A 16,295-nucleotide genomic window follows, 5' to 3' on the forward strand; every position below is an offset into this window, starting at 1 on the left:
CCTCCCTCCCGGCCGTGGCCGCGGCCCTGGCCTCGGCACCGGCCTCCACCCTGGCCTTGGCCCCGGGCCCCTCCCCGGTCTCCCCGACGCAAGGAGCACGGCGTTGACCGCCCACCACCCCCCGCCCCACCACCCCGCGCCCCGCCCGGCCGGGGGCTCTCCGGCGGACGGCGCCAGTCGCACCACCACCCTCAGCATCGGCGGGATGACGTGCGCCGCCTGCGTGGGCCGGGTGGAGCGGAAGCTCGGTCGGCTGGAAGGCGTCACCGCCGCGGTGAATCTCGCCACCGAACGGGCCCGGATCACCCATCCCGCGTCGGTCCCCGTCGCCGAACTCATCGCCACGATCGAGGCCGCCGGTTTCACCGCCCGACTCCGCGAGCCAGCCCAAGCCTCCCAGCCCATCGCTCCCGCCGAACCTGCCCAGGCCCCCGGGCCCGCGAAGCCCGCCCGCCCCACCGATCCTGCGAAGCCCACCCAAGCCGCCCAGCTCGCTCATCCCACCGATCTCGCGAAGCCCGCCCCATCCGCCGAGCCCACCGAACCTGCCCCCTCCACCGAACCCGCCCCATCCGCCGGGCTCACCGAACCTGCCCCGTCCGCCGGGTCCGTCGCGCCCGCCGAACCCACACATCACCCCACCGGACTCCCCATCCCGTCCGAGCGCCCGCAGGCGTCCCCTGCGGAAGTCCGCGCCCCCGGCCGTCTCCCCGTCGGCCAACCCCGCGAGGCGCGCTCTCCCGTCGAGGACGGCGAGGCCGGTGACATCGTCGGGGGCGGCGAGGCCGGTGGCGTCGTCGTGGACAGCGAAGTTTCTGAGGGCGATGGGGCGGGTGGTGACGACGGCTCCCGTGCCGAGCGCCGCCGGTTGCTCGTGACCGCGCTGCTCTCCCTTCCTGTATTGGCCCTGTCGATGATGCCGGGGTGGCAGTTCCGCAACTGGCAGTGGCTCTGTTTCGTGCTGGCCGCCCCGGTCGCCGTGTGGGGTGCGGCCCCCTTCCACCTCCGTGCGTTGCGCGGTCTGCGGCACGGTGCCGCGACCATGGACACTGCGGTCTCGTTGGGTGTCGCCGCCTCCTTCTGCTGGTCCACCTACGCGCTGTTCCTCGGCGGGGCCGGCACGCCGGGGATGACCATGCCGTTCAGTCTGCTGCCCACGGCCGGTGACGGCTCCGCGCACCTCTACCTGGAAGCCGCCGTCGGCGTACCGCTGTTCGTACTGGCCGGGCGGCGGATGGAGGCCCGCGCCCGCTACGGCACCGGCGCCGCGCTCCGCTCCCTGGCGCAGCTGGCCGCCAAGGACGTTGCGGTGCGCGGGGCGGACGGCGCCGAGCGCCGAATCCCCGTGGGGCAACTCCGCGTCGGCGAGCGGTTCCTGGTCCGGCCCGGTGAACGCATCGCCACCGACGGCACCGTCCTCACCGGCAATTCGGCCCTGGATCTCTCCCTGATCAGCGGCGAGAGCCACCCGGTCGAGGTCGGGCCGGGCTCGGAGGTGATCGGCGGTGCGGTCAACTCCGGTGGCCTGCTGGAGGTACGGGCCGATGCCGTGGGCGCGGAGACCCAGCTCGCCCGGATCACCAGGCTCGTCGAGGACGCCCAGACCGGCAAGACCCAGGCCCAGCGTCTGGCGGACGCGGTGGCCGCGGTCTTCGTGCCCGCCGTCCTGACCATCGCGGTGACCGTACTCGGCTTCTGGCTCGGTGCCGGGGCCGATCCGCAGGCCGCGATCACCGCCGCGGTCGCCGTACTCGTCGTCGCCTGCCCGTGCGCGCTGGGCCTGGCGACCCCGACCGCGCTGCTGGCGGCCACCGGCCGCGGCGCCCAGCTCGGCATCCTGGTCAGCGGTCCCCGGGCACTGGAACGTCTGCGCCGGATCGACACCGTGGTCCTCGACAAGACCGGGACCCTGACCACCGGGCGGATGACCGTCAGCGACCTGACGGCACGGGACGGCGGTCGCGATGCGGACGACGTGCTCCGGCTCGCCGGTACCGTTGAGCAGGGCTCGGAGCACCCCGTGGCCCGCGCCATCGCCGCGTACGCCCGCGACCGGGCGCCCGGCGGGGCGCTCGCACCGGCCGCCGCCGTCCGCGACTTCACCGCCACCCCCGGCTTCGGCGTCCGCGGCTCCCTCGACGGGCGGATGGTGACCGTCGTCCGACCGCCCGATGACCTCACCGGCCTCCCGGAACCGCTCCCGGACGCCGTCCGCGCGGCCGGGTCCGCAGGACGCACACCCGTCCTCGTCACGATCGACGGCACGCCGGAAGCCGTCATCGCCATCGGCGACACCCTCCGGGCCGACGGATACCGCGCCGTCGACCATCTGCGCCGACTGGGCCTGCGGCCCGTACTGGCCACCGGCGACCGCGCGGCCACCGCCCGGGCGGTGGCCCGGCAGCTGGCCGTCACCGAAGTCCACGCCCAAGCCACCCCCCAGGACAAGGCCGCGCTGGTGACGACCTTGAAGGAGCAGGGCAGCCGGGTGGCGGTCGTCGGTGACGGGGTCAACGACGCGGCGGCGCTCGCCCTCGCCGACCTCGGCATCGCCATGGGCAGCGGGACCGACGCGGCGATCGGCGCCGCCGATGTCACTCTCGTCCGCGAGGACCTCCAGGCCATCGCCGATGCCGTACGCCTGGCTCGTCGCACACTCGGCACCATCCGTACCAACCTCCTCTGGGCCTTCGGCTACAACCTCGTCACCGTGCCGCTCGCCGCCGTCGGACTGCTGAATCCGATGCTCGCGGCGGCCGCCATGTCCGCCAGCTCCCTCCTCGTCGTCGGCAACAGCCTCCGGCTCCGCGCCTGGCAGCCACCCGCCGCCGCCCGGAGCAGCCGACGGCCGGCCAACCCCGCGCACGGCAGCACCACTTGGGGCACCGCATGAACCGCAACCGCAACGTCAACGGCAACCGCAACGTCAACGGCAACCGCAACATCAGCAGCAACTGCAACGTCAGCAGCAACCGAAGCCGGACTCGGAACCGCGCACGCCTGGTCGATATCGCCGTGCCGGTCCTGACCTGTCTGGCGACCCTGGGCACCCTCACTGCCTGGACCACCACCGGCAACGCCGGCGCCCCTGCCCGGCTCACCGCGGCCGAGGGGCGGGTGCTGATCCCCGCCGGGAACGACGCGACCGCGGCGTTCTTCACGATCCGCAACACCGGCGCCGCGGACGACGTGCTGACCGCTGTGACCGGCCCGCCGGGTCACCGCGCGATGCTCAGCCGGGATATCGCCATCGGCCGCAACGCCCGGTCGATGTCCATGGTCCAGGGCGCCACCGTCCCGGCCGGCGGGGCGCTCGCCATGTCGCCCACCACCCTCGACATCATGGTCAGCCCGCCGCCCCGGCTCGTGCCCGGTGACCGTCTCACCTTCATCCTCCACTTCCGTGACAGCCCGCCCCTCACCGTCCGGGCCCGGGCCGTACGCCCTGGCCAGTAGCCCGGTGAGTGCCGAGTGCGGGGGGTCTGTCGGTTCATGTCTCAACCGTACGGAGCCGCAGGCGAGTTGAGGATCGGGGAAAGCCCTGGAATCGCGATCAGGGTTCCCGCAGGGGGCGGTCGGGGGAGCCCCCTAGGGGCCCGCGGCACTCGCGGGGTGAGGCCGGCCGGGCGGCGTTCCGTACCGTCGCCCCCGCCTCACCGCAGGCGCCGTCCCCCCGGTAGCCCCGTGGGGCCCATGAGCGCAACACCGTCCGCCCATGAGCCCCGCGCTTCGCCGCGTCCTGCCGGTCAGGCCAGCGCGGTGGCGAGCCGGCGCGGCCGCAGCTCGCTCGGCCCCTGCCCGGGTGCCGTCCTCTGGTGCGGGTGCGGTACACCGCGTGCCGCGGCGCCCCCCGCCCCCGGCTGCCCCGCCTCGAACCGTTCCCCGGCCCGCGCTCCGGTCCGTTCCCTGGCCCGTTCCCCGGACCGACCGCCGGACCGCACACCAGCCCCGGCACCACCCGAGGCCCCGGAACCACCCCCGGCCCCGGCCCACACCCCGGCACCGACTTCGGCCCCGGCGTCAGCCCCGGCGCCCGTGCCACCCCGAGCTCCGGTCCCGGCCTCTGCGCCGGCCTCCGCTTCGGACTCCGCCTCCGCCAGCAGCGCGATCAGTGTTTCCCGGGCCCGGGCCACCCGGGAGCGGACCGTGCCCACCGGGCAGCCCATCACCCCGGCCGCCGCCGCGTACGGCAGCCCCAGGAGCTGGGTCAGGACGAACGCCTCCCGGCGCTGCGCCGACAGCGTCGCCAGCAGATCGGCCAGCGCGATGCCCTCCTCGAACCCCGGGACGCCGCGCGGCTGGACCCGTTCGGCCGCGGACTGCCAGTCGTCGGTCGCCGACAGCCGCGGCCGGACCGCGTGGGTGCGGATGCGGTCCGCGACCACCCGCCGGGCGATCGTCAGCAGCCAGGTCCGCGCCGACGAACGGCCCTCGAACCGCGGCAGGCTGCGCAGCGCCCGGACGTACGTGTCCTGCACCAGGTCGTCGGCGGCCTGGGCCTCACCGCTGAGGTGCGTGACATACCGCCGCACATCGAGCTGGGTGGCCCGGACGAACTCCTCGACGGCCCGGTCGTCGCCGTCCCGGGCGGCCAGCGCCCAGCCGGTCACCCTCTCGTCGTCACGCATGCCGGAACCGCCCCTCGCCGGTACGGACCAATTCGGGGAGGATGGGGGCATGCTCTGCTCGCGCATCCGTACGGCACTGTCCGCCCGCCTCGACGGCGAGGCGCTGCCTCCGGGGCTGACCGCCCGCCGTCTCGACGACCATCTCGCGGGCTGCCAGGACTGCCGCCGATGGGACGCCCGCGCGCGAGCGCTCGACGCCGCCCTCGGCAGCGCGTGCGCGCCGGAGGGGGACGTGCCGCCCCCCGCCGGCGGCCCGGGCTCCGCAGAGGCGCTGCTCGCCCGGCTCCGGCCGGGACGACGGGCGGGCTGAGCGGCCGGTGAGCGCCGGGCGCCCGCCGCGGACTGCCCGCTGACTGGGAACGGACGCGGGCGGCGGCGCCACCGGCATCCGGACAGGAATCATCATCTGGAGTCCTCTGGAGTCCTTCGCGTGATCCGGCCACCGCGCGACGGCGCGGGCGACCGGTGACGTCGGAGCCGGGACACCGGGCGCGAGGCGGCAGCCCCGTTCGCCCGGCCGTCGTACCGGCTCGGGAATGCGACCGTGCTGTCAGACGACAGCCGGTCCACGCGGCGGACCCCGCAAGGACATCGCATGGGCCAGCAGCAACTGCCGCACCGCGCACCGCGGCTCCTGCCGGGCGGGGCGCCGGGCCGGGCGGACGGTGGGCAGCACCGCCCGCAGTACCAGCACCAGGGGCGCGAACAGCCAGGCGGACACGCACCGGACGAGCCGGAACGCCGCCCGTTCACCGCCCCACAGCCACCAGGCGCTGAGCAGTGCGACCAGGAGGTGCGCGGCGAGCATGCCGGTGGCGCTGCCGTGCATGTCCATCGGCATCCCGCCGTGCGGCATCGGCGCCGACGACCCCATTGGCCCCAGTGACCCCATCGACCCCATCGACCCCATAGGCCCCATGGGCATAGGCCCCATGGCGCCCATCGGGGACGCCGCCCGTGCCGCGTCGATGTCCGCGACGGAGAGCCCCTGGGCGCCGCACAGCCAGGTGCGGGCCCACGCGCGGGCGAGGGAGGCGTGGTCCTGGCCGGCGCCGGCCACCGCCTGCCCCAGGGAGAACGCGCTGTGCAGCGCGGCCTGGGTGCCGACGGTCAGCAACCCGACCAGGAGGGGACCGCGTTCGCGGGCGGTGGCGAACCAGGCCCCGGCCATCGTGGCCGGACCGGCCGCGAGCAGCATCCAGCCGGGCACCGCGGCATCCGACATCACCGCGTGCCCGAGCGCAGCAAGGAGCACGCAGACCGCCGCGAACACCGCGGCGCGCAGCCCCCTGAGAACGTGCCCCGCATCCATGACAGGCCCCATCGTCGCACCTCGCCCCGCGAAGGGAACCGGGAGGGGCGCAACCGGCGCAACCGGCACACGACCGGCACGGGGCCAGGACGTGACCGGATGCCGCCCGAGCGCCCGGCCCCGCCCCCGGACTCCTGGCCCCGCCCCCGGACACCCGGCCCTGTCCCCCGACACCCCGCCCCGCCGTCCGGGTGCGCCGCCTCCGCCCGCTCCGCCGCCACCTGGAGCGACTCCGGCGGTCCCGCGCCTGGAGCAGCAGCGGCCGGACCACGGCAGGCACCTCCCCCGGCCTGCCGGGCGCCGCCGCTCGCGGGCGGCGCGGCGCCGGCCGAGCGGACGCAGCCGACGAATCGCGGTCAGCGCGGCCGTTCGTCGTCCAGGGCGAAGCGCAGGTAGCGGTCCGCGGAGCGGCGGACGGCCGCCGAGCCGCCGTCGGTGACCACGCGCCCCCAGAACGCCCCGTAGATGCGCGCGAATTCATAGGGTTCGACCAGGGAGAGTGCGCGGCGGATGGTGCGCGGCCGCTCGGGGATGAAGTTGGGGATGCTGTACATGAAGCTGACCCACCGGCGGTCCGCCACCACCATGAAGATGTCGCCGCTGAACAGCGCGCCGCGCCCCTCCGGGTCGTCCGCCCAGTGCAGCACGGTGCCGCCGGCGAAGTGCGTGCCCGCGTTGATCAGCGTCAGGCCGTCCGCGATCCGGTGGGTGTCGCCGGACCAGTACTCGACCACGGGGTCGGGCCGGGCGACCCAGGCGCGGTCCGCGGCGTGGACGTAGACCGGGACGTCGAAGGCGCGGCCCCACTCGGTCATCACGCCGTAGAAGTGCGGGTGGCTGACGGCGACCGCGCTGATCCCGCCCAACTGCTCGATCTCCGCAGCGAGTTCGTCGTCGAGGTAGCCCAGGCAGTCCCACAGTACGTTGCCGGCGGGGGAGCGGATCAGCAGTGCGCGCTGGCCGATCCCCACGGAGGGCTCGGTGCCGATCCCGACGACCCCGGGCCCCTCCTCCTGGAGCCGCCCGCGGCGGCCCTCGTCCCGCAGCTCGGCCAGGTGGGTCCACTGCTGGCCGTCCCAGCCGACGTACTGGCGCTCGTCCAGGCAGATCGGGCAGTCCTCGCGCGGCTGGGCGTACTGCACCCCGCAGGTGCGGCAGATCGGCAGCTGCTGCCCCTGGACCGGCAAGCGCCGTTTCGACGATGGCATGGGAACCTCCCGGGTGGTGATTGACGGTTGGTGGACGACCGGGGTGGATGACGACGGGCGGCTGTCGCTTGTCGGTGTCGATTGTCGGCGTCGCTTGTCGGTGTCCACCGGTCCATGGCGAGGGCGTGTCGTCACCGACCGGAGCCCAGGAGCAGCCGGGGCCGCGTGCTTCCGCCCGCGGACGTGCCCGTGCTCGGCCCTTGGGCCTGGGCCGATGACCGAGTGGCCGATGACCGATCAGCCGATACCGAGCGGCCGATGACCGGCCGTCAGCTGCCGTTGCCGGGCTCGTAACGGGCGCGGAGGGCGGCGAGGCCCTCATGGGCCGCTCCCGGAGCTGCGGCGGCTGGTCCCGTTCCCAAGCTGCGAGAGCGCGGCGAGCGGGCGGAAGGGCGGTCGCCGCCGGAGCCGCGCCCGGTGTGCGCCCCCCGCCGCACCAGCACGTCCAGGAGCGCACGGCCGTGGGGCCACGCGCCCAGGCCGCTGGCGGAGTTCACGTGCCCGTACGGCCCCGCGAGGTGCCACCGCGCCGCCCACCGCGCCGCGAAGTCGGCGGCCGCCGTGGGCGTGCAGTAGGGGTCGTCGCTGCTGCCCACCACCAGGGCCGGGCACGGCAGCGGCCGAGCCGACACCGTCCGGAACGTCGCGGCCGCCGTGCGGGGGAACGCCGGCCCGCGGGGATCCGGCGGTGCGACCAGGAACGCCCCGCCGACCGGGCTCGACGGGTTCCTCCTCAGCCAGGCGGAGGCCGCCCAGCAGCCCAGGCTGTGGGCCACCAGCACCACCCGGTCGCCGTGCCGGGCCGCCTCGCCGTACGCCGTGCCGACGGCCGCCACCCAGTCGCCGAGGTCCGGCCGGGACCACGAGGCGGGCGCGATCCGCACCGCCGAGGAGTCCGGCCGGCGCTGCCACTGCCGCTCCCACCGGCTCTGCCAGTGCCGCTCGTCCGAGCCGTCGATCCCGGGGATGATGACGAACGCGACCACATCTGCCACCGTTTCCTTCGTCAGGCCCCGCTCTCCCGGGGGCACCTGACGCAGATTCTGCGGGAAGCAGCGGCACGATGACGGCGGCGCGAGTGATATCAAAGAAGACGGTGCGGGCAACGAGGGAATCACCCGAACTCGACCGGATCGACCGGGACATCCTGGCCCTGCTCCAGGCCGAGGGCCGGCTGACCGGCGCCGAGGTGGGGCGGCGCGTCGGGCTCTCGCAGCCCGCGGCGAGCGCGCGCATCCAGCGGCTGGAACGGAGCGGCGTCATCACCGGCTACCGGGCCGTGGTGGACCCGGTGGCGCTCGGCCTGAACATCCACGCGGTGATCCGGCTGCGCACCACGCACGCGCAGCTGTCCCGCGCCCTGGACTTCGCCGCCCGCACCCCCGAGATCGCCGCCACCCTCAGGGTCACCGGCGAGGACTGCCTCCTCTTCGACGTCCACTGCCCGCAGGCGGATCGGCTCGAAGAGGTCGTCGACGCCCTCGCCCGCTTCGGCCCGGTCACCACCTCGCTGGTGCTCCGCGCCTATCCGCCGAAACCCCTGACCGACCCCTCGCCGGCCGCCCCCTGAACCGCGGGCCCGGCCCCGGCCCCCGGCCCCGCCCCGGAGCCTCCGCCGCGAACGAGACGAGGGGCGGCCCCGAGGGCCGCCCCTCATGGCTCGGCGCCGTCAGCGGGCGCCCGACTTCTGCTGCCCGGTGGCCGAGGCGGTGGCCTGGGCGGTGCCGGCGGCCAGGGCCGTGGCGAGCAGCGCGCTCGCCACGAGGGCGGTGCGCCGGATCCGGGTACGGCTGGTGGTGTGCCTCATCGGTCTCTCCCGCTCCGAGGTGCGTCCGGTGCGCGCTCCGTATGCGTCACCGCTCCGTATGCGTCACCGCTCCGTATGCGTCACCGCTCCGTGCGTCACCGGACACCTCAACATCGGACTGTCGTACGGGCCCGGGGGTCCCGTGCCGTCGGTGCGACCGGCCCGGACCGCTCACGGTCACGGTCCCGGTGGCTCGTTCCTCCGACGGGTCACCCCCGGCTTGCCCTCGCAGGATTCCGTCCCGGCACCGGTCGCGTCGTGAGCGTGGAGCGCACCCAACTTGGCGTACAACGCACTGTCCGGGGCCGCTGCCCACCGGCGAGGATCGGGTACCGCGCCGGGGGCCGGGCCGTTGCCGCCGCATGCGCGCCATCAGGCCACACGGGGGACATCATGCTGACCACAGTGCTGGACACCGCTCACCTGCCACCCGCCGACCGCTTGGCGGCCTGGGTCGAGAGCACCGGGCAGGCCCTGGTGCGGACGCAGGTCCGCTTCCGCGAGCCCGGCGGTACGGCCAGCATCCAGACCATGGCGCTCGGGCCTGCCGAACTGTCGGTGCTGTCGTACACGCCGCTGGCGTCCCGGCGCACGCCGCGGCTGATCCGGCAGTCCGACCCCGAGCTGTACCAGCTCGCGCTGATCACCCAGGGACGCCAGAGCATCGAACAGGCCGGGCGGCACGCTCCGCTCAGCACCGGCGACCTCGTGATCTACGACAGCTCGCGGCCGTTCAGCGCCGCCGTGGAACCGGGCACCGGCGGTGCACGGGCCGTCCTGCTCCAGTTCCCCAGGCGGCTGCTGCCGCTGCCCGAGACGGCCGTGGCGCCGCTGTGCGGGATGCGGCTGTCGGGACGGACGGGCCTGGGGAAACTCCTGGGGCAGTTGCTGACCGGCCTCGTCGAGACGCACGAGGACGCCACGCCCGCCGATGGCGTGCGACTGGGCAACACGGCGCTCGACCTGGTGGCGGCGCTCCTCGCACACCATGCCGACCGGCAGACGCTGCTCCCGGCTGGGTCGCGGCAGCGTGTCCTTTTCGAGCGGATCAACGCCTACATCACCGTCCATCTGCACGATCCCGACCTGACGCCAGGTGCGATAGCCGCGGCGCACTTCATTTCCCCCCGCCACCTGCACCGCGTCTTCCAGGAGCACGGCACCACCGTCGGCGACGTCATCCGGCAGCAGCGCCTCGCCCTGTGCCGGCGGGACCTGGCCGACCCCGCCCAGCGCGCCGTCCCCATCGCCGCCATCGCCCTGCGCCGGGGATACGCCAGGGCGTCCGACTTCACCCGCGCCTTCCGGGCCGCCACCGGCATGACGCCGAGCGACTACCGCACCGCCAGCCAGCGCACGGACCGAGCACCACGGTAGCGGCGTTCCCGGGCCGGGGCCCGCCGGAGCAAGGGAACGGGAAAGCCCCAACCGCTCCGAACTGGACCACAGTTGGGGTTGACCGGGCCGCCCCACCCCCTGACCAGGCTCCGACGGCCAGGGCCGTCCCGATACCGACGAAGGCGCCGACCCCGGCGGGCACCACCCAGGGTGTGATCGACGGTGCGGCGTGCCCGCCGCCGTCGTTGCCGGTGGCGGCGAGGACAGCGGTCAGCAGGCCGTAGGGGATCAACAGCGTGCCCGCCCAGGCCGGGGCGAGCAGCAGCCATGCGGGGAGTCGCCGCCCCCATGGCCGGACAAGGGCGCAGGCCAGCACCACTCCGGTCAGTGCCAGCACGGCCGTGAAGTCGATGCCGTGGTGTTCCAGCCACACCAACGCCTCGGGGGCACCGTTCCTCTCGAACTCGCCCACCACGTCGAAACCGTCCGCGAGCCCCGCCCGGCCGCCGCACGCCCAGTACGTCTTCGCGGCGATATAAGGCGCGGCGGCCGCACCGCCCAGGGCCACGGCCCACCGCGCCGCCGCCGGCGTCACCGAGTGCTTCCCCATCTCTGCTCCTGCCTCGCAACTCCCCGGCCGATGGTGGTCGTCGGCGGGTTCCACTGTGCTCCGGTGGCGGTGGCAAGGCGTCACGCCCGGGTACCGTCCCCGCCGCTCGGCCTCCGCCGAGCGGCGGGGCGCCCTCCACCGCTGGTAGCCCTCTTGGGAGGGGGAGCGGTGGCGGTGGGTGTGCGACGGGCGGCAGCCTGCGGGTTGCGTACTCTTCCGGGCCCGTACCGCGAGAAGGCTTCGGCGTCCGCCGCAACGAGCCGCCCCTACGTTGCGGTCATGAAGATCGTTGAGCCTGCCGCCCGGTCCGCCTCCGACCCCGACCCCTGGGTCTCCATAGAGCCGAGCGTGCTGTACTTCGGCACCCCCGTGGTGCTCCTGTCCACCGAGAACCCGGACGCCTCCGCCAACCTGGCGCCGAACTCCTCCGCGTGGGCGCTGGGACGGGTGGTCGTGCTCGGCCTCGGCCCGGACGGCCGGACCGCGCACAACCTGGCCGCCCGCCCCGAACTCGTCATCAACGTCGCCGCCCCCGGCCAGTGGGAAGCCGTGGAACGCCTGGCACCGCTCACCGGCCGCCATCCCGTCCCCGCGAGCAAACCCGACGGCTGCCGCTTCGAGCCGGACAAGTTCGGTGCGGCGCGGCTGAGGAGCCGCCCGTCCCATACGGTCAGGCCACCGCGCGTCGACGGGTGCCCGCTCCAACTGGAGGCACGTGCCGAGCGGATCCGGCCGGACGCCTCCGCCGGTTTCCTCCTCGTCGAAGCGCAGGTGCTGAAGGTGCACGCCGACCCGCGGATCGTCGTCCCCGGCACCGATCACATCGACCCGGCCGCGTGGAGCCCGCTCCTCTACAACTTCCGGCACTACTTCGGCCTCGGCCCGGAACTCGGCCACTCCTACCGCTCCGCCACACCGCGTGCGCGGACGGCCCGGCCGCCGGAGGCGGCTCACGCGGGCTAGGGGGTGTCCGCAAAGTCCCGTCGTTCGCCCGGCCGCCCTCCGGGCGAACGACGCGACTTTACGGACACCCCCAGGAGCCGGCTCAGCCGCGGTAGTGGTCGGCGACGGTGGTGAACGCGGCCTTGGGCTCCCACGGCAGGCCGGGGTAGGAGGTCCCGGTGCGGTCTTCGAGGACTTTGACGATGCCGTAGCTGGCCAGGTCCAGGTCGTCGCGGGGGTCGCCGTCGGGGCGGTGCGGGAAGTCGTAGAGGGCGAAGGTGAACACGAAGGCGCTGTCGATGCCGCCGGCGTCGAACGCCTCCAGCAGTTCGCGCAGGTAGGCGGCCTGACCGGCTTCGTCCCGGACGTGTGTGCCGTCGAGCCGCAGCGGCGCGCGGGTGTCACCGTCGTACTCGACGATCTCCAGGCCGCGGGCGCCCCGGTCGCCGGCGCCGCGGTAGCCGGCCGCGCCGAACTCGGTGATGGCCACCGGCTTGCCCTGGGCGACGAGGTGCTGGATGCCCGCGGCGAACCGGTCGGCGATCTCGGCGGACCGGTAGAGGTCCAGGGAGATGAAGTCGAACGGGGTCCAGTCGACGTTCTCCAGCGGGACGGCGGCGTAGGTGACCTTGCCGCCGAAGCGCTCGCGGACCACGGCCACGGCCCGGGCCAGGAACGCGTTGACCTTGGCGCCGGCCGGGCCTATGTGCTCGCGCACCCGCTCGGGGCTGCTCAGGAGCGCGACGCGCTCCTCGGTGCTGTCGCCGGGCAGGAACCCCTTGTTCATCAGGCTCAGTTCGGCACCGGTGACGAACACGACGTCGGCCCCGCGCTGCCTGAGCCGCTCCGCACGCTCGGCGCAGTCGGCGAAGAGCGCCAGCATGTCCTCGGCGGTCAGTTCGAGCGGGTAGGGGGAGAACCAGACCTCCAGGCCGAGGTCGGCGGCCCATTCCGCGGCGCGTTCGATCCGGTCCGGGTCGCCGCCCATGATGCGGACCGCGGTGCAGTGCAGGTCGTCGCGGATGATCGCCAGCTCGCGCCGCACCACCTCCGCGTCGAACCGCGCCCGGCCGCGGTGGCCGTGGGAGACGAAACCGGTGTCGTAGCTGATGCCCTTGGCGCGCATGCGTTGCGTCCTCTTTCGTTCGAGAGTGCCGGCGGTGCTGATGACGATACTGCTGACGGTACCACTTACGGTACCGACCGTACCCTAATTGCCGAGGGGTCGGGCAAGTGGTCAAATGCGGAAGGTACGCAGCGTTCGACAGCGAGCAGGAGCCATGCCGGAACGACCGATCGGCCCCCCGGGCGCCGGGCAGACGCGGCGGCGCGGGGCCGCCCTGGAGGAGGCGCTCCTGCGCGCGGCGGCGGACGAACTCACCGAGTCCGGGTTCGCCGGCCTGACCATGGACAAGGTCGCCGCCCGCGCGGGCACCAACAAGAACGCCCTCTACCGCCGCTGGCCCAACCGCCTCGCCCTCGCCGTCGCCGCCTACCGCCGGCTCGCCACGACGGTCCAGCCGCCCGACACCGGCAGTCTGCGCGGCGACGTCCTGGAGTGGCTGCGCCGGGCCAACCGCTACTGGAGCTCCCCCGAGGGGGCGATCCTGCGCGAACTCTTCGCCGCCGCGGGCGGTGCCACGGAGCTCCTGGCGCAGCTCCAGGAGCAGTCCGGCGACGCGGCGGCCGCCCCCTGGCTGACCATCCTCGGACGCGCGATCGCACGGGGCGAAGCCTCCCCCGAGGCCCTCCATCCCCGGGTCGCCACCGTCGCCATGACCCTGCTGCGCAACGAATTCGTCGTCCGCGGCACCCCCACCGCCCCCGACGAGGTCCTCGTCGAGATCGTCGACGAGGTGTACCTGCCACTGGTGCGCGGCCGCGGCACGCCACCGGCCTGACACCGGAACGGGACCGGGCACCGCCCCCGGACCGGCCGCCGCCCCGGGGCCGGCGGTCGAGCACCGGCCGGTCGCAGCCGGCCCAACTGCCTTACGGGGCCGACTGGTTCGCGTGGCGAGCGGTGGCGGCGGGCAGTTCGCCGCTCAGGAGGCGGCCGGCTGCCGGGACGTGGGGCGGCAGGCTCAGGGCGCCCAGGACCCGGTAGGCGGTCGCGGTCGCCGCGGACAGCACCGGCAGCCCGGCCGCGTCCTCCACCGGCTGGATCGCGGCCAGCGACGGCATCTGCACACACGCCGAGAGCACCAGCGCGTCCGCCCGCCGCAGGTCCAGCCGCCGCCAGTGCTCCAGCAGCGCCTCGGGATCGAGCCGGGCGACCGCCAGATTGTCCGGCACCTCCAGACTCAGCGCGTCCACCACCTCCACCCCGGCGTCCTCCAGGTAGGCGGTGACCAGCGCGGTCAGCTCCTTCATGTACGGCGTGACCAGCGCGACCCGGCGGGCGCCCAGGGCCGCGATCCCGTCCAGCAGCGCCCCGGCGCTGGAGACCACCGGCGCCGCCGCGCCCTGCGCACGCAGCACCTCCGCGATCTCCGCCTCGGCCGCGCAGTGGTGGCCGGGCCCCTGCGCCATGATGGCGACCAGGCAGGCGGAGGCGACGACATCGGGCCGGGCGTCGGCGAGTTCCCGCGCGGCCCGGCCCGTCTGGGCGTTCATCTCCCGCAACTGCTCGGGCGTGACGTGCCGCATCCGCATCCGGCTGCTGTGGAAGACGAACCGGTCCTCCGGGAAGAGCGCCTCCCGGTCGCGCAGCATCCGCGGCAGCTCGGTCTCCATGGTCAGGTTCGAACTGGGCACGATCAGCCCTACATGACGATCCGTCACGGGTCCTCCTCGGACGTTCCGGGCGTACGGGGGCGTACGCGGGACAGGCGGGGACCGGTACCCGTGCGGACGGCCGGGCCGGTCAGAACTCCCCGGCCAGGCCCTCCCAGTGGTCGGCCAGGGACGTCAGCAGCTGCATCACCTCGGTCCGCCGCTCCGCCTCGTACGGTGCGAGCAGCCGCTCGTCCAGCCGCCGGGCGCGCTCGTGGGCGGCGTGCAGCGTCCGCTCGCCCTCCGCGGTCAGGAACAGCAGCTTGCGGCGCCCGTCGGCGGCGTCGGCACGGCGGACTATGAGGCCCCGGGTCTCCAGCCGCCGGGCCACATCCGCCATCGTGGACGTGTCCAGCGCCACCGCCGACGCCATCGACCGCTGGTCGCGCCCCGGCGCCGCGTCCACCGCGGTCAGCACCGCGAACTGCGGACCGGTCAGCGTCGGATCGACCGCGCGCACCCACACGGCCAGATACGCCTGGTAGAGCCGGCGCACCTGGTAGCCGGGCGCGGCCGTCAGGGCATGCGGGATCGCCGTACCGGATGCGGCGCCAACGGGGGCCGCGGCGGGCCCGGGCGCGGAGGGAGTGGTCTCGTCAGCCATGGGGCCACTCAATCACGGTGGGCCGGGCCGGCCACCGCGGATGGGCGACCCGTTCACGCCAGCATCGGGCGCAGTGCCGCGCGCAGCGCGTCGAGGGCCGCCGGGGGGTTGTCCCAGAAGAGCATGTGGCCGGCGTCCGGGACCTCGGTCACCGCGGCCGACGGCAGCAGCGCCCGCGCCCGGGCGGCCCCCGCCGCCGTCACCACCGGACTCTGCGCGCCGTAGAGCAGCGCCGTGGGGCCGGTCACCCGCGGCCACCAGGTGAAGAAGTCCTCGGTCTCGAAGCCGCGGTGGGTGGCGATGACCGCCCGCCGCTCGCAACTGGACAGCCACCGCGCCCGCAACTCCTGCTCCCGGCGCGGCCAGCGGGGCCACGACCGGGCGACCTCGTCGGCGTCCGTGCCCCGCCCGGCCTCCGCCAGCTGCCGCAGGAAGGTCTCCAGCGTGGTGGGGTACGGGCCGCGGCCCGGTCCGCTCATCGGCGGATCGGCCAGGACGCTGCCGCGGACCGCGACCGTGCCGCGCGCCGCGACCACCGCCGCGATGCGTGCGCCCATCGAGTGCCCGCACAGCAGCGGCCGGTCCAGCCCGAGCCCCTCGATGACCGCCTCGGTGTCCTCGGCGTAACGCTCCAGCCCGTAGCCGCCCGTCCCGCCGCCGTCCGCGTCCTCCCCGGCCTCCCCCGGCCCGCTGCCGTCCGAGAGCCCCCGCCCCCGCACGTCGACCACCAACGGCCGGACCAGATCGGTCAGTTCGCGGGCGACGAAGTCCATGGTGACGGCCGGGCTAGTGATGCCGGGCAGGACCACCAGCGCGGGCCCGGCGCCGCCGTAGTCCAGGACGTGCAGCCGGACCGTGCCCGAGCGCACCCACCGGCTGGTGGCGGGCACCTCGGCCAGGTCCGCGAGGGCCGCCTGGAGCACGGACCGGGCGGGCGGGGCGGCGGGGACGTCCGGGGCGGGCGGGGTGTACGGGTCGGACCGCTGGGGCTGCGGCATGGCGGACACCTTTCCTGAGGGGAGGGGAGGGGAGGGGAGGGGAGGGGAGGGGATACAAGGGGAGCGGGCGGGT

15 protein-coding genes and 1 pseudogene are annotated in these 16,295 nt (G+C 74.9%); 7 read left to right on the forward strand and 9 right to left on the reverse strand.

Features of this window, described 5'->3' with window-relative positions; genetic code table 11:
* Positions 1-205 precede the first annotated feature (205 nt).
* Together MUU72_RS32695 and MUU72_RS32700 are read left to right on the forward strand one after the other, a co-directional pair.
* Positions 206-2,893 carry a heavy metal translocating P-type ATPase gene (locus tag MUU72_RS32695; RefSeq protein ID WP_248017106.1) on the forward strand — a complete coding sequence of 896 codons (2,688 nt, stop codon included), beginning with the start codon at positions 206-208 and terminating at the stop codon, positions 2,891-2,893.
* The gene (locus MUU72_RS32700; protein ID WP_248017082.1) at positions 2,890-3,456 is read left to right on the forward strand and encodes a copper chaperone PCu(A)C; all 567 of its coding nucleotides are present in this window, start codon (positions 2,890-2,892) and stop codon (positions 3,454-3,456) included. The genes MUU72_RS32695 and MUU72_RS32700 overlap by 4 nt, the downstream gene beginning before the upstream one ends.
* Positions 3,457-4,067: 611 nt before the next feature.
* Here the strand turns inward: MUU72_RS32700 and MUU72_RS32705 are convergent.
* Positions 4,068-4,628 (reverse strand): annotated as a pseudogene (locus tag MUU72_RS32705) (sigma-70 family RNA polymerase sigma factor); the annotation flags it as partial.
* Positions 4,629-4,677: 49 nt separating this feature from the next.
* Here MUU72_RS32705 and MUU72_RS32710 point away from each other — a divergent pair.
* Positions 4,678-4,938, forward strand: a complete 261-nt coding sequence (locus MUU72_RS32710; protein WP_248017083.1) for a zf-HC2 domain-containing protein — start codon at positions 4,678-4,680, stop codon at positions 4,936-4,938.
* Between the two features lie 240 nt (positions 4,939-5,178).
* Here the strand turns inward: MUU72_RS32710 and MUU72_RS32715 are convergent, their stop codons facing one another.
* The 3 genes from MUU72_RS32715 to MUU72_RS32725 form a co-directional block, all read right to left on the reverse strand.
* Positions 5,179-5,952, reverse strand: coding sequence for a PE-PGRS family protein (locus MUU72_RS32715; RefSeq protein WP_248017084.1), 774 nt, complete (start codon positions 5,950-5,952; stop codon positions 5,179-5,181).
* Between the two features lie 344 nt (positions 5,953-6,296).
* Positions 6,297-7,148 (reverse strand): MBL fold metallo-hydrolase, encoded by an 852-nt coding sequence (locus MUU72_RS32720; RefSeq protein WP_248017085.1) that lies wholly within the window; start codon positions 7,146-7,148, stop codon positions 6,297-6,299.
* Between the two features lie 269 nt (positions 7,149-7,417).
* On the reverse strand, positions 7,418-8,143 hold the full coding sequence (locus MUU72_RS32725) for an RBBP9/YdeN family alpha/beta hydrolase (protein WP_308403909.1): 726 nt from the start codon (positions 8,141-8,143) through the stop codon (positions 7,418-7,420).
* A 68-nt stretch (positions 8,144-8,211) separates the two neighbouring features.
* Between MUU72_RS32725 and MUU72_RS32730 the strand changes: the two genes are divergently transcribed.
* The gene (locus MUU72_RS32730; protein WP_248017086.1) at positions 8,212-8,718 is read left to right on the forward strand and encodes an Lrp/AsnC family transcriptional regulator; all 507 of its coding nucleotides are present in this window, start codon (positions 8,212-8,214) and stop codon (positions 8,716-8,718) included.
* Between the two features lie 99 nt (positions 8,719-8,817).
* On the opposite strand, the gene MUU72_RS32735 is transcribed toward MUU72_RS32730, so the two are convergent.
* A complete protein-coding gene (locus MUU72_RS32735; RefSeq protein WP_248017087.1) occupies positions 8,818-8,955 on the reverse strand; it encodes a hypothetical protein in 138 nt (45 codons plus the stop codon).
* Positions 8,956-9,348: 393 nt separating this feature from the next.
* On the opposite strand from MUU72_RS32735, the gene MUU72_RS32740 reads away from it, so the two are divergent.
* On the forward strand, positions 9,349-10,332 hold the full coding sequence (locus MUU72_RS32740) for an AraC-like ligand-binding domain-containing protein (RefSeq protein ID WP_248017088.1): 984 nt from the start codon (positions 9,349-9,351) through the stop codon (positions 10,330-10,332).
* An 850-nt stretch (positions 10,333-11,182) separates the two neighbouring features.
* Entirely contained in the window at positions 11,183-11,866 is a 684-nt protein-coding gene (locus MUU72_RS32745) for a flavin reductase family protein (RefSeq protein WP_248017089.1), read from the forward strand.
* A gap of 82 nt (positions 11,867-11,948) precedes the next feature.
* On the opposite strand, the gene MUU72_RS32750 is transcribed toward MUU72_RS32745, so the two are convergent.
* The gene (locus MUU72_RS32750) at positions 11,949-12,971 is read right to left on the reverse strand and encodes a glycoside hydrolase family 113 protein (RefSeq protein WP_248017090.1); all 1,023 of its coding nucleotides are present in this window, start codon (positions 12,969-12,971) and stop codon (positions 11,949-11,951) included.
* A 154-nt stretch (positions 12,972-13,125) separates the two neighbouring features.
* Here MUU72_RS32750 and MUU72_RS32755 point away from each other — a divergent pair, with 154 nt between their 5' ends.
* On the forward strand, positions 13,126-13,746 hold the full coding sequence (locus MUU72_RS32755) for a TetR/AcrR family transcriptional regulator (protein WP_248017091.1): 621 nt from the start codon (positions 13,126-13,128) through the stop codon (positions 13,744-13,746).
* A 91-nt stretch (positions 13,747-13,837) separates the two neighbouring features.
* Here MUU72_RS32755 and MUU72_RS32760 read toward each other — a convergent pair whose 3' ends face one another.
* The 3 genes from MUU72_RS32760 to MUU72_RS32770 form a co-directional block, all read right to left on the reverse strand.
* Entirely contained in the window at positions 13,838-14,629 is a 792-nt protein-coding gene (locus MUU72_RS32760) for a maleate cis-trans isomerase family protein (protein WP_308403911.1), read from the reverse strand.
* A gap of 82 nt (positions 14,630-14,711) precedes the next feature.
* Complete coding sequence (locus MUU72_RS32765; RefSeq protein WP_248017092.1) at positions 14,712-15,224, reverse strand: MarR family winged helix-turn-helix transcriptional regulator; 513 nt, start codon at positions 15,222-15,224, stop codon at positions 14,712-14,714.
* Positions 15,225-15,277: 53 nt separating this feature from the next.
* Positions 15,278-16,222 (reverse strand): alpha/beta fold hydrolase, encoded by a 945-nt coding sequence (locus MUU72_RS32770; protein ID WP_248017093.1) that lies wholly within the window; start codon positions 16,220-16,222, stop codon positions 15,278-15,280.
* Between the last annotated feature and the right edge of the window lie 73 nt (positions 16,223-16,295).

It is taken from the genome of Streptomyces rhizoryzae (assembly GCF_023155275.1).
In the GTDB taxonomy this organism is placed as follows: domain Bacteria; phylum Actinomycetota; class Actinomycetes; order Streptomycetales; family Streptomycetaceae; genus Streptomyces; species Streptomyces rhizoryzae.

What these genes read in the sequence shown, in the direction of transcription:
- MUU72_RS32695 (WP_248017106.1), top strand. Translation starts at nt 206, where the DNA reads ATGACGTGCGCCGCCTGCGTGGGCCGGGTGGAGCGGAAGCTCGGTCGG.
- MUU72_RS32700 (WP_248017082.1), top strand. Translation starts at nt 2,890, where the DNA reads ATGAACCGCAACCGCAACGTCAACGGCAACCGCAACGTCAACGGCAAC.
- MUU72_RS32710 (WP_248017083.1), top strand. Translation starts at nt 4,678, where the DNA reads ATGCTCTGCTCGCGCATCCGTACGGCACTGTCCGCCCGCCTCGACGGC.
- MUU72_RS32715 (WP_248017084.1), bottom strand. Translation starts at nt 5,952, where the DNA reads ATGGGGCCTGTCATGGATGCGGGGCACGTTCTCAGGGGGCTGCGCGCC.
- MUU72_RS32720 (WP_248017085.1), bottom strand. Translation starts at nt 7,148, where the DNA reads ATGCCATCGTCGAAACGGCGCTTGCCGGTCCAGGGGCAGCAGCTGCCG.
- MUU72_RS32730 (WP_248017086.1), top strand. Translation starts at nt 8,212, where the DNA reads ATGACGGCGGCGCGAGTGATATCAAAGAAGACGGTGCGGGCAACGAGG.
- MUU72_RS32735 (WP_248017087.1), bottom strand. Translation starts at nt 8,955, where the DNA reads ATGAGGCACACCACCAGCCGTACCCGGATCCGGCGCACCGCCCTCGTG.
- MUU72_RS32740 (WP_248017088.1), top strand. Translation starts at nt 9,349, where the DNA reads ATGCTGACCACAGTGCTGGACACCGCTCACCTGCCACCCGCCGACCGC.
- MUU72_RS32745 (WP_248017089.1), top strand. Translation starts at nt 11,183, where the DNA reads ATGAAGATCGTTGAGCCTGCCGCCCGGTCCGCCTCCGACCCCGACCCC.
- MUU72_RS32750 (WP_248017090.1), bottom strand. Translation starts at nt 12,971, where the DNA reads ATGCGCGCCAAGGGCATCAGCTACGACACCGGTTTCGTCTCCCACGGC.
- MUU72_RS32755 (WP_248017091.1), top strand. Translation starts at nt 13,126, where the DNA reads ATGCCGGAACGACCGATCGGCCCCCCGGGCGCCGGGCAGACGCGGCGG.
- MUU72_RS32765 (WP_248017092.1), bottom strand. Translation starts at nt 15,224, where the DNA reads ATGGCTGACGAGACCACTCCCTCCGCGCCCGGGCCCGCCGCGGCCCCC.
- MUU72_RS32770 (WP_248017093.1), bottom strand. Translation starts at nt 16,222, where the DNA reads ATGCCGCAGCCCCAGCGGTCCGACCCGTACACCCCGCCCGCCCCGGAC.